The 15439-nt window shown below is 61.1% G+C and carries 15 protein-coding genes; 9 read left to right on the forward strand and 6 right to left on the reverse strand.

The window, feature by feature from the left end; all coding sequences use genetic code 11:
- Position 1: 1 nt before the first annotated feature.
- A complete protein-coding gene (locus G3256_RS01735; protein ID WP_169639202.1) occupies positions 2–652 on the reverse strand; it encodes a ChrR family anti-sigma-E factor in 651 nt (216 codons plus the stop codon).
- Between the two features lie 5 nt (positions 653–657).
- On the reverse strand, positions 658–1182 hold the full coding sequence (locus tag G3256_RS01740; RefSeq protein WP_206040809.1) for a sigma-70 family RNA polymerase sigma factor: 525 nt from the start codon (positions 1180–1182) through the stop codon (positions 658–660).
- Positions 1183–1435: 253 nt separating this feature from the next.
- Here G3256_RS01740 and G3256_RS01745 point away from each other — a divergent pair, with 253 nt between their 5' ends.
- Genes G3256_RS01745 through G3256_RS01765 form a run of 5 tightly spaced genes read left to right on the forward strand, consistent with a single transcriptional unit; the run spans position 1436 to position 6046 of the window.
- Positions 1436–2764, forward strand: coding sequence for an NAD(P)/FAD-dependent oxidoreductase (locus G3256_RS01745; RefSeq protein WP_169639203.1), 1329 nt, complete (start codon positions 1436–1438; stop codon positions 2762–2764).
- A complete protein-coding gene (locus G3256_RS01750; RefSeq protein ID WP_169639204.1) occupies positions 2761–3522 on the forward strand; it encodes a DUF1365 domain-containing protein in 762 nt (253 codons plus the stop codon). Before G3256_RS01745 ends, G3256_RS01750 begins: the two co-directional genes overlap by 4 nt.
- Positions 3519–4751: an MFS transporter gene (locus G3256_RS01755; RefSeq protein WP_169639205.1), complete on the forward strand. Its 1233-nt coding sequence runs from the start codon at positions 3519–3521 to the stop codon at positions 4749–4751. The genes G3256_RS01750 and G3256_RS01755 overlap by 4 nt, the downstream gene beginning before the upstream one ends.
- A 3-nt stretch (positions 4752–4754) precedes the next feature.
- Complete coding sequence (locus G3256_RS01760) at positions 4755–5315, forward strand: DUF3833 domain-containing protein (protein ID WP_169639206.1); 561 nt, start codon at positions 4755–4757, stop codon at positions 5313–5315.
- Positions 5315–6046, forward strand: a complete 732-nt coding sequence (locus tag G3256_RS01765) for an SDR family NAD(P)-dependent oxidoreductase (RefSeq protein WP_169639207.1) — start codon at positions 5315–5317, stop codon at positions 6044–6046. Before G3256_RS01760 ends, G3256_RS01765 begins: the two co-directional genes overlap by 1 nt.
- A gap of 4 nt (positions 6047–6050) precedes the next feature.
- Here the strand turns inward: G3256_RS01765 and G3256_RS01770 are convergent, their stop codons facing one another.
- The 3 genes from G3256_RS01770 to G3256_RS01780 are packed head-to-tail and all read right to left on the reverse strand — an operon-like array spanning position 6051 to position 8390.
- On the reverse strand, positions 6051–7106 hold the full coding sequence (locus tag G3256_RS01770) for a saccharopine dehydrogenase (RefSeq protein ID WP_169639208.1): 1056 nt from the start codon (positions 7104–7106) through the stop codon (positions 6051–6053).
- Positions 7107–7108: 2 nt separating this feature from the next.
- Positions 7109–7726, reverse strand: a complete 618-nt coding sequence (locus G3256_RS01775; RefSeq protein WP_169639209.1) for a glutathione S-transferase family protein — start codon at positions 7724–7726, stop codon at positions 7109–7111.
- Positions 7727–7736: 10 nt separating this feature from the next.
- A complete protein-coding gene (locus G3256_RS01780) occupies positions 7737–8390 on the reverse strand; it encodes a histidine phosphatase family protein (RefSeq protein WP_169639210.1) in 654 nt (217 codons plus the stop codon).
- A 233-nt stretch (positions 8391–8623) separates the two neighbouring features.
- Between G3256_RS01780 and fdhF the strand changes: the two genes are divergently transcribed.
- Both fdhF and G3256_RS01790 read left to right on the forward strand, forming a co-directional pair.
- Positions 8624–11389 (forward strand): formate dehydrogenase subunit alpha, encoded by a 2766-nt coding sequence (gene fdhF, locus G3256_RS01785; RefSeq protein WP_169639211.1) that lies wholly within the window; start codon positions 8624–8626, stop codon positions 11387–11389.
- Positions 11390–11397: 8 nt separating this feature from the next.
- Entirely contained in the window at positions 11398–11769 is a 372-nt protein-coding gene (locus G3256_RS01790; protein ID WP_169639212.1) for an ASCH domain-containing protein, read from the forward strand.
- On the opposite strand, the gene G3256_RS01795 is transcribed toward G3256_RS01790, so the two are convergent.
- Positions 11712–11894: a hypothetical protein gene (locus tag G3256_RS01795; protein ID WP_169639213.1), complete on the reverse strand. Its 183-nt coding sequence runs from the start codon at positions 11892–11894 to the stop codon at positions 11712–11714. The genes G3256_RS01790 and G3256_RS01795 overlap by 58 nt on opposite strands.
- Positions 11895–11989: 95 nt before the next feature.
- Between G3256_RS01795 and G3256_RS01800 the strand changes: the two genes are divergently transcribed.
- Positions 11990–13180 (forward strand): hydantoinase/carbamoylase family amidase, encoded by a 1191-nt coding sequence (locus G3256_RS01800; RefSeq protein WP_169639214.1) that lies wholly within the window; start codon positions 11990–11992, stop codon positions 13178–13180.
- A gap of 213 nt (positions 13181–13393) precedes the next feature.
- On the forward strand, positions 13394–15364 hold the full coding sequence (locus G3256_RS01805) for an AMP-binding protein (protein WP_246227717.1): 1971 nt from the start codon (positions 13394–13396) through the stop codon (positions 15362–15364).
- Positions 15365–15439: the final 75 nt, after the last annotated feature.

Here is a 15439-nt window from a genome sequence, read left to right on the forward strand (position 1 = left end):
GTCAGATTCGCAGGAAGCGCTGCGCAATTCGCGGAAGCAGGCGGTCAAAACGCAGGGGCGCGTCGGTCACTGCGAGACAGATGCAGTCCTCGTGGATATCGGCCACGGGTGTGTGGTGCAGATCACTGTCGGCGATTTCGACATCGCCACGGGCAAAATAACCGTCGTCGTCCTGAAACGCACCCTTAAGCACCATGGTCATCTCGGTTCCGTGATGGCCATGGTCGGGCATCGCAGCACCTGCCGGAATAAAGAGCAGCCGCGCAGTCGCTTCTTTGGACGTCGGCAGGATCGCCTGTTTCACACCCATGCCAACAGGCTTCCAGCGTATGGCATCAAGATCGCCGCCGACGTAATCGCGCAGCGGTCCGGGCAGAACGGCATTCTCCAGGGCAGGCACTTCGATCGTGTCCGGTGCACCGCTTTCAATCAGAGCCATCGTGGCCTCAAAGCTGTCGGCACTTACGCCCGCCTCTGCCTGCCGGTCGAGGATCTCGCCGCCCAGAGCATCAAAGCTGCCGGCACGTGCACGGCAGTCATCGCAGAGCGACAGATGCGAGGCGACAATCAGGTTAAACGCTTCCGGCAGCGTCCCGGCAGAATAGGCCATCAGGACGGCGTCATTCAGGTGATGTTTGATTGTATCAGTCATGGCTTTCACTTCAGTGTATGGCGCAGACGGTCCAGCGCCAGTCTTATTCTCGATTTGATCGTGCCCAGTGGCAGACCGGTTTCGGCGGCGATTTCACTGTGGGTCAGATCCCCGAAATACGCCTTTTCTATTAACTCTCTCTGTGGCTCCGGGAGCTTCGCGAGTGCGGCCCCCAGTAATTCTGTTTCCTGTTGCAGGTTCAGGACATCTTCCTGATCCGGCTCTGCCTCGGGACCCCAGGTCAGGTCCTCCGGTTCCGGTCTGCGCTGGCGGCGCAGAAGGTCAATCTTGCGGTTCCGCGCGATCGTGAAAATCCACGTCGCGACGGAGGCCCGTGCGGGATCGAACTGATGCGCCTTGTGCCAGAGCGAGGCCATCACATCCTGAGTGCACTCTTCTGCCAGAGATGCATCTGTCCCGGTCCGCATCAGGAACCCTTTTACCCGCGGAGCGAAGTGTTCAAACACTTCGGCAAAGGCGCGGCGGTCCCGGTCATCCCGGATCCGTACCATATGCTCCACCCAGAGCATCCGGGCTGATCCGTCTTTAGCTGTCACGTCTGCACGCCCTGCTCTGGTCACGCATTTAAGCGGCGCCGGTGGCGCCATCGGCACAGCCAACCCTCTTTCGTTCCGATTTTCAACTGCGACATCTGCGTACATGTCAGGTTTACGCTGCACCTGCACAGCCGGATCATAAAAACTTTGTTTTTGTCCTGACCGATCCAGATTAAGAAGCCTCGCGTACACTTAATGACAAAACAAACCGAGCGGATATCCCTTTATGCCTTTCGAAGCCCTCACTTCAGGTGACGTATCAACATGCGCGCCGAAATCAGATCCCTTGCGGATCGCAGTGATCGGAGGGGGCATTTCGGGCATGGGAGCGGCTTATATGCTCGGGCGCGACCATCATGTCACGCTTTTCGAAGCAGAGCCGCGTCTGGGCGGTCATGCGCGGACGGTCATGGCGGGCAGGAACGGGGATCAGCCTGTCGATACGGGGTTCATCGTATTCAATTACGCCAACTATCCGTTCATGGCGGCGCTCTTTGACGAACTCGGCGTGCCGGTGGTGAAATCCAACATGAGTTTTGGTGCTTCTGTTGACGGCGGCCGTCTGGAATATGCGCTCACGTCTCTTGATGCTCTCTTCGCCCAGAGGCGCAATGCAGTCACGCCGGCTTTTCTCGGCATGGTGCGTGATATTCTGAAATTCAACAAAAACGCATTGCGGATTGCGGAAAACAGCGAGCTGACACTGCGCGATTTTCTGGCCGAACTCGGGACCGGTGACTGGTTCCGGGATTATTATCTGCTCCCGCTCTCCGGTGCGATCTGGTCCACGCCGACCGAAAAGATAATGGATTTCCCGGCGCAGGCGATGATCCGGTTTTTCGAAAATCATGCACTGCTGAACACCACAGGCCAGCATCAGTGGTACACCGTCCAGGGCGGATCGGTGCAGTATGTGCAGCGTCTGCAAAGCGCTCTGAAATCACGCGACGTGCGGGTCCGCACCGGCGCGCCGGTGCGGTCGGTATCGCGCATCGGCGGGCAGGTGTCCGTGCGCGCGGCGAGCGGCGAGGCGGAAATTTACGACCACGTGGTATTTGCAACGCATTCGGATGACAGCCTGAGCCTGCTGGCGGATGCCACCGCCGCTGAGCGAAATGCTCTCGGGGCCATCGGGTATCAGCCCAACCGCATTGTTCTGCACGCTGATGAAGCGATTATGCCGGCGCGGCGCAAAACCTGGGCCAGCTGGGTCTATACAGAAGACAGGGCGGCAATGTCCGACAGGATCGACCTGACGTACTGGATGAACTCATTGCAGCCCATCCCGCAGGACGACCCGCATTTTGTGACGCTGAATTCCAAGCGTACGATCCGCGAAGACCTGATCTATGATGAGGTAACGCTGCGCCATCCGGTCTATGATCTTGCAGCCCTTGCCGCGCAGCAGGATGTTGCGGCCTTTAACGGCACGGGAAATACCTGGTTCTGCGGGGCATGGATGAAAAACGGCTTTCACGAAGACGGTCTTTCGAGCGCCGTCGATGTTGTGCGTGCCCTGCGCGCGGGAACATCGGTGCGGGTCGCTGCCGAATGACAGAAACCGTCGATCATATCGCCGGTCTGACGTATCACGGGCGCAAGGGGGATATCACCAACGCCTTTCGTTATTCGGTGGATTATGTGCTTTTTGACGCCGAGGCGGAGCTCGATACGCCCGGGCTTTTTGCGCGTAACCGGCGTGGCGTGACGGCCGTGCATGATCGCGATCACGGCGGCGCACCGGGCAAAGGGCGCGGCGCACCCTGGGTACGCGACGTTCTCGGGCAGCATCAGATCACCGGCGTTACGCGGATTGAACTGCTCGCACAGCCGCGCGTGCTGGGGCATGTGTTTAATCCCGTCAGCTTCTGGCTCTGCCGCAACGGGACGGGCGATCTGATCGCTGTTATTTCTGAAGTCAGCAATACCTTCGGCGACCGGCACAGCTATCTTTGCTATCACCCGGACCAGCGCAGGATTGCGCCGGGAGACACTCTCCGGGCGCGCAAGGTTTTCCACGTCTCTCCGTTTCAGCCGGTCGAGGGCGGATATACCTTTCGCTTTGACATCACGCCGGCGCGGATCGGTATCTGGATCGACTATGCCCGCGAGGGTGGCGGGCTGATCGCCACGCTGACCGGAAAACGCCGCCCGCTGAGCAATGCCATTATCCTGAAATCGGCTCTGCGCCGGCCTTTTGGCGCGCGCCGGGTGCTTGCCCTGATCCACTGGCAGGCCTTCAGGCTGTGGCTGCGCGGCGCGCTTTATCGTCCGCGCCCGACCCCTCCGTCCGAAGAGGTATCGCGGGGATGACAGTCACCAGCGACCGCCTGCCGTCCTATTCCCTCTTTGCGGCTCTTCTCGCCTCTGCCGGGTTGCCGATCTATATCCATGCGCCGAAATTCTATGTGGATGAATATGGTGTGTCGCTCGCTGCGCTTGGCACGGTGCTGTTTGGTCTGCGCCTTCTGGATGTCGTCCAGGATCCTCTGCTCGGCTGGCTGTCGGAGAAAACCCGTGATGCCCGGGCGGTGGCGGTGGGCATCGGCTGTGCCGTACTGGGCGGGTCGATGCTGCTCCTCTTTGCCGTGCCGCCCTTTCTGCCACCGGTTTTGTGGTTCGCATTCAGCCTGACCCTGGTTTTTTCCGCTTTCAGCTTTCTGACGATCAACTTTTACGCGCAGGGGGTGGTCAAAGCGGCCAGACTGGAAGGCGACGGGCATCTCAGGCTGGCGCGCTGGCGCGAAAGCGGGGCGCTGGCGGGCGTCTGCGCCGCATCGGTCGCGCCGGTCGCGCTGGGTTTTGTTTTCGCTGCGCCATTTGCCGGCTTCGCAGTTGCATTTGCGGTGCTGTCGCTGGCAGCCTGGTGGTTCATGCGACCCGAATGGAGCACGGCGGGGCTGGGGCAGTCCACCGGGTTTGCGGCTGTTCTTGCCGATCCGATGGCGCGCCGCCTGCTGGTGATCGCTTTTTTTAACGCGGCCCCGGTTGCCGTGACGTCCACCCTGTTCCTGTTTTTCGTGGAGAGCCGGCTTGAAGCACCGGGATTTGAAGGCCCGCTTCTGCTTGTGTTTTTCCTGTCGGCAGCCCTCGCCGCCCCGCTCTGGGGGATGATGGCCGAACGCTTCGGACCGCGTGATGTGCTGGTTCTGGCGATGGTGCTCGCAATCATTTCGTTTGGCCTCGCGTTTACACTTGGCCCGGGCGACTGGCTGCTTTTTGCGGTGATCTGCATCGCCTCCGGGGCAACACTGGGTGCTGACCTTACATTGCTGCCGGCGATTTTTGCGACCCGGATGGCACAGGTCTCGCCCTCAGCCTCTGAAGGGTTCGGCCTGTGGTCGTTCGTATCAAAACTGACGCTGGCTTTTTCGGCGGTGACGCTGCTGCCGCTTCTGGAGAACACCGGGTTTCAGAGCGGAGCCGCGGACAACCCGCCCGAGGCGCTTGCGATGCTGACTTTCCTTTACGCCGCAGTCCCCTGCGCGCTCAAAGTGATCGCAATCATCCTGCTGTCCCTCACAAACCTGAAAGAGGCCTGAATTATGAGCGCTTGGATCTGGATACTGACCGGTGCGGTGCTCGCGTTTGCCGTTGTATGGGCCAAAGCACGCTTTGCGGGGTTTACCGCGCAGCGCCCCGAAGATTATGAGGATGACCACCCGGTCTTTGATATCCGCCGGCACCTGAACGGACCGATCGTCTGCGAGGGGATCATCTATGGGCCGCTCGGGCGCGTCAGCAGCCGGTTCAGGGCTGATTTTAACGCTTCATGGGATGGCGACACCGGCGTGATGAAAGAGCATTTTGTCTATGATGACGGCTCTGTTCAGGACCGCGAATGGCGTCTTACGCTGCGCCCAGACGGTGCAATCCGTGCACAGGCTGACGATGTGGTGGGCGACGGTCTTGGGCGTCAGTCGGGCTCTACCGTTCTCCTGCGGTACCGGATCAGGCTGCCGGAAGCTTCCGGCGGGCATGTGCTCAATACGACAGACTGGATGTATCTGACGCCAGACGGGACGATCATGAACCGCTCGCAGTTCCGCAAATTCGGCATCAAGGTTGCTGAACTGGTCGCAACTATGCGTCCTGGGAGCGTCTGATGCGATCCTGGACAGGCAAACGCTACTGGCTCGTCGGCGCCAGCGACGGGCTGGGTGAAGCCCTTGCGCACAGGCTGAGTGCAGAGGGCGCGCATGTGATCGTCTCGGCGCGTTCCGAAGATAAGCTCAAAGCTGTCGTCGAGGCGCTGCCGGGTGGTGGTTCATGGCAGACGGTTGATGTCTCTGATGACGACAGCGTGCGTGAGGCTGCCGCTGCTGTAGGCCAGGTCGATGGTGTGGTGTTTCTGGCCGGAGTGTACTGGCCTTTCAGCGCGCTGGAGTGGGACGCCGCCCAGGCCACTGCAATGGCGGATATCAACTTTACCGGTCTGATGCGTGTGATGGGGCAGGTGGTCCCACAGATGGTCTCGCGTGACGAGGGCCATATCGTGATTACCGGCAGCCTTTCGGGATTTCGCGGCCTGCCCGGATCCATCGGCTATACCGCGTCCAAGGCGGGGACCATGTCGCTGGCTGAATGCATGTATGCTGATCTGCGCGAAACCGGTGTGCAGGTCCAGGTCGCCAACCCGGGGTTCATCAAGACCCAGCTGACCGACAAGAATAATTTCAGAATGCCCTTCCTTATGACGCCTGAAGAAGCGGCTGATTACATGTTCCGGCATATGAACAGCAACCGGTTCAAGCTCAGCTTTCCACGGGTATTTTCATGGGTTTTCCGGGGCAGCCAGTTTCTGCCCGACTGGCTCTATTTCCGTATCTTTTCCTGACGCATCAGAGCCGTTCCAGATGCGCGTCAAAGGTCGCGGTCGCGCGCGCCCAGACCTCTTCAGGATCGTTCGGAAGCCCCAGCAGCACAGGCAGAAGCTGTCCCGCATAGTCTTCGCTGCTTTCCAGTGGCAGCATAGAGGGCAGATTGTCGATCGCCGTGACATCCAGAACCGGATCATCATGCACGCGAAGCGCGGGTGCCGACCATGTTGTGGTCCGGTCATAGACTTTGATCGGTGAGAAATCGCTGTCCGGATCGCAGGCGATATCGCCGATGACACTCAGCCTGCGGCTGGCGGTCCTGGCACCGGCGGGTACAAAGACCGGTGTCCCGGGGCGGGCCAGTACGCAGTTGAAAAATAGCTCGTGGGCGAGCACCTGCGGGAACGGTCCGCCCGATTCCGTCTCTGCCAAATCCCATCTGGTTGTCGCGACACCCATCGCAGTGCAGAGATCGGCCACGCCGTGCCCGACCCGCCCCAGTGCGCCGACAATCAGCGCATCGGGGCGATGGGCGCCCGTTGCCACGAGGTCTGACTGCAGATCCTGCAGAAGGTGGGTGGAGCTTTCATACGCGCTTACCGGGCCGGCGAGACGCCCGTGCTGCTGTGCCACCCAGCATTTCAGTGCCACGGCAGCACCGGCGTATCCGGCCCAGTAGCCAAAGGCTGCCAGCCTGCGGCCGGTGTCATCGGTCAGATATTCCAGATCAAGCAGAGTGCCGCCGCCTTCGCGGAACCGCTGCAACAGGCGGAGCCCCGCGGGCTGGCCCTTGAACGCGTGGCCGAACATTATGTGAAGATGCGGCAGAGGGGTGCCGTCTTCGGGCAGCTCTTTGAGCCCGAAGATAATCGCCTCCTCCGGTGCATCCGGCCAGGTGTAAGCGGGCGCCATCGTGCACCCGGTTGCGGCATAGTCAGCATCCGGAATGACGCGCGTCGGGCTTTGCTCGACTGTCACCTTCAGACCTGCGTCCTGCAGCCGGTACACGCCCTCCGGTGTTATCCCGACCCTGGTTTCGTGATCACGTTGTTCGGCGCGGACCCACAGATGCGTCATGTTCAGATCAGCCCCTTTTCACTGACAGCTGCCACCGACGGACGGGCACGCACCCGGTCAAGCCAGACCCGGAGTGTCGGAAACGGCCCGAGGTCCACGCCGTCGCCTTCCAGCCAGGAACAGACCACAAAGGCATAGGCGTCTGCGAGCGAAAACCTGTCGCCCAGAATGTAATCTCCGCGCAAACAGTCGCTGGCGACAAAAGCCGCAGAGGCTGTCATGGTTTCGGGTACTTTGGCTGACATATCAGCAAGGCTTTCGGGCCGGTCTGCCCAGCGGCTGCCTCGCCGGCTGTGGGCATGATTTACGTGCATGGTTGAGGCCATGTAGTACATGACACTGCGCATATGCGCGGCCTCCAGCGGATCGTCCGGCACAAGGCCGGCCTGCGGCGTGATCGCGGCAATGTATTCAAGGATTGCGCCGGTTTCGGTCAGTCGCGTCCCGTCGCGGGTTTCCAGCAGGGGCACGCGGCCCTTTGGATTGAGTTTGAGATAGGCGTCGCCGGTCTGTTCTCCTGCGCGAAAATCCACGGCGACCAGTTCATGGTCGAGCCCGGCTTCCTCAAGCGTGATGGCGGCGGCAACGGAGATTGTGCGGGGGGCGTACCAGAGGCGCATGGGCTGTCCTTTAAACATGGGTCCGGGCGTGCTGCCGGTCGGGGTCTTCGAGATGCGGGATCGCGTTGAACATCGTGGGCGAGAGGTTGCCACCGATCGGAAAGAGCTGATGCTGTGAAGTATTGTAGATTGCCAGCGCCATCTGCGCCATGGCGGCGATATCAAGACGCAGCACCTGACGCATGGCCATAGAAATCAACCCGCCGGATGTCACCACCAGCGCCGGTCCGTCGCCTGCGGCAATTTCGGAAAGGGCATCTCCGACCCGCGCTTCAAAATCGCTGAACCGTTCCGGCGCACCGGCGATCTCGTCGTTCTGCCAGGCCCGGAAGAGGCGCGGCAGATGCTCGGTAAAGCCTGCGCTGTCGGTGGGAAAGGCCACGCCATGTTCGTCTTCCATGGCCCGTGCCAGCGTGAGGTACTCCAGCTCATTCAGCCGCGCGTCGCGGACCGGTGTGAGGCCCGTATCCATCGCATCTGCGGTCTCAACGTGACGTCTGAGCGTGCCGGTATAAAGCCGCGCGTGATGTTGCTGGCGCTCGCGCAGATGCGCGCCGAGCCATGCAGACTGCTGGTGGCCCAGCGGGCTCAGCCGGTCATAGCTGGCCTCGTCCCGTGCGCCTGAATTGGCCTGACCGTGGCGGATGAGGGTGATGTGGGACATGGATGCTTTCTCTGGTGTCAGCGATATGTAGGGGAGGCCGGTGGGATAGGAAAGGGCAGGCACCTGCGACGGGCCCGGTTAACGCGGGTGATGTTCCGGTTGCGCCGATAAGCGGCCCCGGAGAGGCATCGGAAACCGATCTGGCGGAAATCCGGCGGGATGTGTCGGGATTGGGACTCCGGTCCGGGCGCTCCGCGGGTTAGAGTATCCGCGAAGAAGCGGGAGATTTTGTCATGCCGGATCAGATCACATTTACTCTTGATGGTCAGGAAGTGACCACGGAGGCCGGTCTGACCATCTGGGAGGTGGCCAATGGCCGTGGTCTGGTAATCCCGCATCTGTGCCACAAGCCCGCCCCGGGGTATCGCCCGGACGGCAACTGCCGCGCCTGCATGGTCGAGATCGAGGGCGAGCGCACGCTGGCTGCCTCCTGCATCCGTGAGCCGTCCGAGGGGATGATCGTCACAACCGACACCGCACGCGCGAAGAATGCGCGCAAAATGGTCGTAGAGATGCTGCTGGCGGACCAGCCGGAGCAGGCGCAGGCGCATGATAAATCCAGCCATCTGTGGGATATGGCCGCCGAAAACGGCGTGAGCGAGAGCCGGTTTCCGAAGCTCGAAGAAGGGCGCATTCCGCTGCTTGATGACAGCCATGTGGCGATGTCCGTGAACCTTGACGCCTGTATTCAGTGCGGCCTTTGCGTGCGGGCCTGCCGCGAGGTTCAGGTCAATGACGTGATCGGCATGTCAGGGCGCGGGCACGATGCCTGGCCCACTTTCGACATGGCCGATCCCATGGGCGCATCGACCTGCGTGGCCTGTGGAGAATGTGTGCAGGCCTGTCCGACAGGCGCGCTGATGCCCGCGACCGTAGTGGACGAAAACCAGATCGGTGACAGCGCGGATTTCGACAGCGAAGTGGAGAGCATCTGCCCGTTCTGCGGTGTTGGCTGCCAGGTGTCGCTCAAGGTCAAAGACAACAGAATTAAATATGTGGATGGCATTAACGGCCCTGCGAATGAGGGCCGGCTCTGCGTGAAGGGTCGCTTTGGCTTTGACTATATTCACCACCCTCACCGGTTGACGAAACCGCTGATCCGGCGTGAGGATGCGCCAGAGAAGGGGTTGAACGTCGATCCCGGCAACTGGTCGGCGCATTTCCGTGAAGCGACCTGGGATGAGGCGCTTGATGCCGCAGCGGCGGGCATGAAGGGGCGCGGTCGCGAGATTGCTGGCTTTGGCTCCGCAAAATGCACCAATGAGGAAGCTTATCTCTTTCAGAAGCTGATCCGTCAGGGCTTCGGGCACAATAACGTCGATCACTGCACGCGGCTTTGCCACGCTTCATCTGTAGCGGCGCTCCTGGAGAACGTCGGATCGGGGGCGGTCACGGCGACCTTCAATGAGATCGAAAACGCCGATGTGGCCATCGCCATCGGGTGCAATCCGATCGAGAACCACCCGGTCGCGGCGACCTTCTTCAAACAGTTCACCAAACGCGGCGGCAAGCTGATTGTGATGGATCCCCGCGGTCAGGCGCTGAAACGCTACGCCAGCCATATGCTGCAGTTCCGTCCTGGTGCGGATGTTTCGATGCTCAATGCGATCATGCACACCATCGTTGAGGAAGGCCTCTACGATCAGCAGTATATCGACACCTGGACGGAGAACTGGGAGGCGGAGAAAGCCCATCTGGCTGATTTCTCGCCCGAGGCTATGGCAGGCGTCTGCGGTATCGCGCCTGAGGTGCTGCGCGACGTCGCGCGGACCTTTGCCGGGGCGAAATCGGCGATGATTTTCTGGGGGATGGGCATCAGCCAGCACATCCACGGCACGGATAACTCGCGCTGTCTGATCAGCCTGGCCCTTATGACGGGGCAGGTGGGGCGCCCGGGCGCAGGGCTGCATCCCCTGAGGGGTCAGAACAACGTGCAGGGCGCGTCTGATGCAGGGCTTATTCCGATGTTTCTGCCCGACTATCAGCCTGTGACCGACGATGGCGTGCGCTCGGCCTTTACCAAAGTCTGGGGCACTGCGGATTTCTCCAACGAGCGCGGGCTGACGGTCACTGAAATCATGGACGCTGTGCACGACGACAGGATAAAGGGCATGTATATCCTAGGTGAAAATCCTGCGATGTCGGATCCGGACGTGGAGCACGCGCGCGCAGCACTTGCGAAACTCGATCATCTGGTGGTGCAGGATATCTTCATTACCGAGACCGCGAATTATGCGGATGTGATCCTGCCGGCCTCAGCCTTTGCGGAAAAATCCGGCACCGTGACCAACACCAACCGTCAGGTGCAGATGGGGCGCCCTGCGGTGCCGCCGCCGGGCGAGGCGCGCGAGGACTGGTGGATCGAGACAGAGCTTGCCAAGCGGCTCGGCCTGCCCTGGGATTACGAGAGCCCGGCGGATGTTTTTGCCGAGATGAAGCAGAACATGCGCAGCCTGAACAACATCACCTGGGAGCGGCTGGAAGAGCAGAACGCGGTAACCTATCCGTCGCTCAGCCCCGAGGACCCGGGGCAGGCGATTGTCTTTGGCGACGGTTTCCCGCGGCCTGACGGGCGTGCGCGGTTCACGCCGGCGTCGGTGATCGCGCCTGACGATGTCCCTGATGCAGAGTACCCGATGGTGCTGACCACAGGCCGGCAGCTTGAGCACTGGCACACCGGGTCGATGACGCGGCGCAGCAAAGTGCTGGACGGGCTGGAGCCTGAGGCGAACTGTTCTCTGCATCCTGCAACTCTGCGCCGTCTTGGTGTCGCGCCGGGCGAACATGTGACGCTGACCACCAAACGCGGCAGCATCTCGATCATGGCGCGCGAGGACCGCGCGGTGGCGCCCGATATGGTGTTCGTCCCCTTTGCCTTTGTCGAGGCGGCGGCAAATATCCTGACGAATCCGGCGGTGGACCCTTACGGCAAAATCCCCGAATTCAAGTTTTCGGCCGTTCGGGTTGAGCGCACAGCAGATCAGGTCGCGGCGGAATAGGAACAGTCATGCAGCATCTTGAGGTCGCCGGACGGCTCTGGGACGACCTGCTGGCGGGGCGCAAGACCAACACCATCCGCTGGCGCGAGACCCGCGCTCAGCCGGGCCCGCTGACCTTTGTCCGGGGCGATGACCCGGCGCAGCGGGTGGTGGTTGAGGTGCTGCGCTGCACCGATCTGCCGCTTGGCGAGGCCGCGGCCTTTCTGGGGAAAGAAGAGATCTGGCCCGCAGAGGTGATGCTCGCTGGCATGCGCAGCCATTACCCGAGGATCACGATGGACGACACCGTGCAGGTCATCGAATTCGCGCCCGTGCAGGATCCTCAGGTACAGCGTTCGCCTGCTACGACGAGCTCAAAGCCGGTAATCTCAAATTCGTAAAGCGCGCTGCCGTCCGGTTTCTCCGCCCGTGCGATCAGGGCGCCGGCCTCGTTGCGGAAAACGGCATGCGCCGTGTGCAGAGCGCGATAACAGTGGCTGCCATCGGGATAGTAATATTTAATCATCCGGGATCTCCTCGGGGCTACTCTGGCAGGTTTCGGTGTCAAAAGCTGTCAGCAGGCCGTCGCGGGGGAGCGGAAAGTTTCGGGATAGGACAGACATGGTGAACCCGGAACGGTTCCTGGCGGATCTTCATAAGCTGCGGTCTTTCGGGGCGAGCGGTGTGGGGAAGGGGGTGGTGCGCCCTGCTTATTCCGACGCCGATCTGGCGGCGCGCGACTGGCTTGGCGCGCAGATGCGGGACGCCGGTCTTGATGTGCAGACAGATGGGATGGGCAATCTCTTTGGTCTGGCGGAAGGGCGCTCTCTGCTCCTGGGCTCGCATTCCGACAGCCAGCCGGAAGGCGGATGGCTCGACGGGGCGCTGGGGGTGATTGCTGCCCTGGAAGTGGCGCGCTCCAGCCGTGAATCGGGCGGCCCGCCGGTCTCTGTGGTGTCCTTTCAGGATGAAGAAGGCCGTTTCGGCGTCACCACTGGCAGTGCCGTCTGGGCCGGCCACCTCAAACAGACGGATGCCGACGCGCTGACCGATCATACGGGCGTTTCTCTTGCTCATGCCCGGGCGGGCCTGGGACGCAGGGTAACCGGGCCCGTCGATACGGGCCGGTTCACGGGTTTTATCGAAATGCACATTGAACAGGGACCGACACTGGACAGCAGCGGTGACAGGATCGGCGTTGTGACCGACATCGTCGGCATCCGCGATATGCGTGTCACATTTGAAGGCGAGCAGAACCACGCGGGCACAACGCCGATGCATCTGCGTCGGGACGCCTTTCAGGCGCTGGCCGCTTTCAGCACCGGCCTTAGTGACAGGTTCCGCAACATCGTCACACCGCAGACGGTTTGGACCATCGGCCATGTGAGCCTGCATCCTAATGCAAGCTCCATCGTGCCGGGACGGGTGGTATTTTCCATGCAGTGGCGTGACGCGCAGAGCGACAGGCTCGCGCGCATGGAAACGGTGATCCGTGCACTGGCGGATGAGATTGCGGAGGCCCGCGGGCTGACCGTGAGTTTCGGGCCGATGCTCGGGCTTGATCCTGTGGCGATGGATGCAGCACTGCGCGCCTGTCTGGAGGATGCGGCGGAAAAGGAGGCACCGGGGGCCTGGCGCATGATGCCCTCGGGTGCATTGCACGATGCCACCAATGTCGCCGCCCTGATGCCTGTCGCGATGGTCTTCGTGCCGTCGATTGGCGGGATCAGCCATGCTTTTGAGGAGGACACCGCCGAACCGGACCTTGTTTGCGGGCTCAGGGTGCTGGCGCGCGCTGCCGGTCTGGGGTGAGCGGTCGTTTTGCTGTCCCGATGGCATCCCGCCCCGGTTGCACAATCGGTACGAAGGCACTTGCGATCTGCCAAAGGTCTGCAACAATGGACGGGACGTCTGAATTAGCGACGAAGACGTTGACGGGAAGACCAAAAGCAAGATTGATAAGCACAGACGGTTCATAAGAGCCGCATCTGCCGTCACAATGGCAGCGTCTGGGAGGACATGAGTTTGAATACGCCGAGCCGACCGGCCGACGGACCTGCATCCGTACCGGCTCTTCTGCATCTCAACGCAAAACGATATGCCAATGCTCCGGCATACCGCGAAAAAGAATACGGGATCTGGCAGAGCTGGACCTGGGCGCAGACGCTGGAAGAAACCGAGGCGCTGGCGCTGGGGCTGCTGGATCTGGGCGTAGCGGAAGGGGATTTTGTTGCTGTTATCGGGCGCAACCGGCCCCGGCTCTACTGGGCGATGGTCGCAGCGGAGATGTGCGGTGCAGTGCCTGTGCCGCTTTATCAGGACGCCGTCGCGGAAGAGATGGCCTATGTCATGGGGCATTGCGGCGCGCGTTTCGTGATCGCGGGCGATCAGGAACAGGTCGACAAAGTCATCGAGATCCAGGGGGAACTGCCGGATTTTGAGCAGATGATCTATCTCGATCCGCGCGGGCTGCGCAAATACGACCACGCGCGGCTGCATCAGTACAGCCATGTGCAGGATGCCGGGCGGGCGAAACGCGATGAGCTGCTGCCCGAGATCACCCGTCGCCAAGACAGGCTCGATTACGACAGCACCTGTGTGATGCTCTATACTTCCGGCACGACCGGGCGGCCCAAGGGCGTGGTGCTGAGCAACCGCAATGTGATTGAGACCTCAAAGTCGTCGTCCGAGTTCGACGATCTGCGTCAGAGCGATGACATCCTTGCCTATCTGCCGATGGCCTGGGTGGGTGATTTCATCTTTTCGGTGGGTCAGGCGATGTGGACGGGGTTTTGCACGAACTGCCCGGAGAGTGCGGATACCATGCACACCGATCTGCGCGAGATCGGGCCCACGTATTATTTTGCGCCGCCTCGGGTCTTTGAGACGCAGCTGACCTCGGTGATGATCCGGATGGAAGATGCAGGGCGGTTCAAGAAATGGCTCTTTGATCACTTCATGGCACATGCACGCAGGGTCGGGCCGGATATTCTGGACGGCAATCCGGTGAGCATGACGGACCGGCTGAAGTATCAGTTGGGCGAGTTTTTCATCTACGGGCCGCTCAAAAACACGCTGGGGTTCAGCCGTGTGCGGGTGGGATATACCGCTGGTGAGGCCATCGGCCCGGAAATTTTCGATTTTTACCGGGCACTGGGAATCAATCTGAAACAGCTCTACGGGCAGACGGAGGCCACCGTTTTCATCACCGCGCAGCCCGACGGGGAGGTGCGCTCGGACACGGTGGGGGTAAGCTGTCCCGGTGTTGAACTGCGCATTGCGGAAAACGGCGAGGTCTTTTATCGCTCCCCGGGTGTTTTTGTGGAGTATTATAAGAACCCCGAGAGCACCGCCGATACAAAAGACGCCGAAGGCTGGGTGGCGACCGGGGATGCGGGCTTCATTGAAGAAGACACCGGGCATCTGCGGATCATCGACCGGGCGAAGGATGTCGGTAAAATGGCCAGTGGCGCGCTTTTTGCGCCGAAATACGTTGAGAACAAACTGAAGTTCTTTCCGAACATTCTCGAGGCAGTGGTTTTCGGCAATGAGCGTGACGAATGCACGGCCTTTATCAATATCGATCTGACGGCAGTGGGCAACTGGGCGGAGCGTAACAACATCGGTTATGCGTCCTATCAGGAGCTGGCACGGCATCCTCAGGTCATGGATACCATTCAGGAACATGTGGAAGAGGTGAACCGGTCGGTTGCGGAAGATGAGATGTTGTCCGGCTGTCAGGTGCACAGATTTGTGGTGCTGCATAAAGAGCTTGATGCAGATGACGGCGAGCTGACGCGCACGCGCAAAGTGCGGCGCAGAGTGATCGAAGAGAAGTTTCACGATATCATCACGGCGCTTTATGACGGTTCATCAAGCGTGAGCACTGTTACCGAAGTGACCTATGAGGACGGGCGGAAGGGGTCTATCGCGGCCACGCTGGAGGTCCGGTCCGTTGCGGTTCAGCCGGCACCGGTCCGGATGGCGGCGCAATGACGGTACGACGCTCTGCTGCGCAGTCGCCCCGCCCGCCATCCCGCAGGGGCCCGTCGGGAAATTGCAGGAACGGAG

Origin of the sequence: Roseobacter ponti (genome assembly GCF_012932215.1) — a bacterium.
Lineage (GTDB): Bacteria > Pseudomonadota > Alphaproteobacteria > Rhodobacterales > Rhodobacteraceae > Roseobacter > Roseobacter ponti.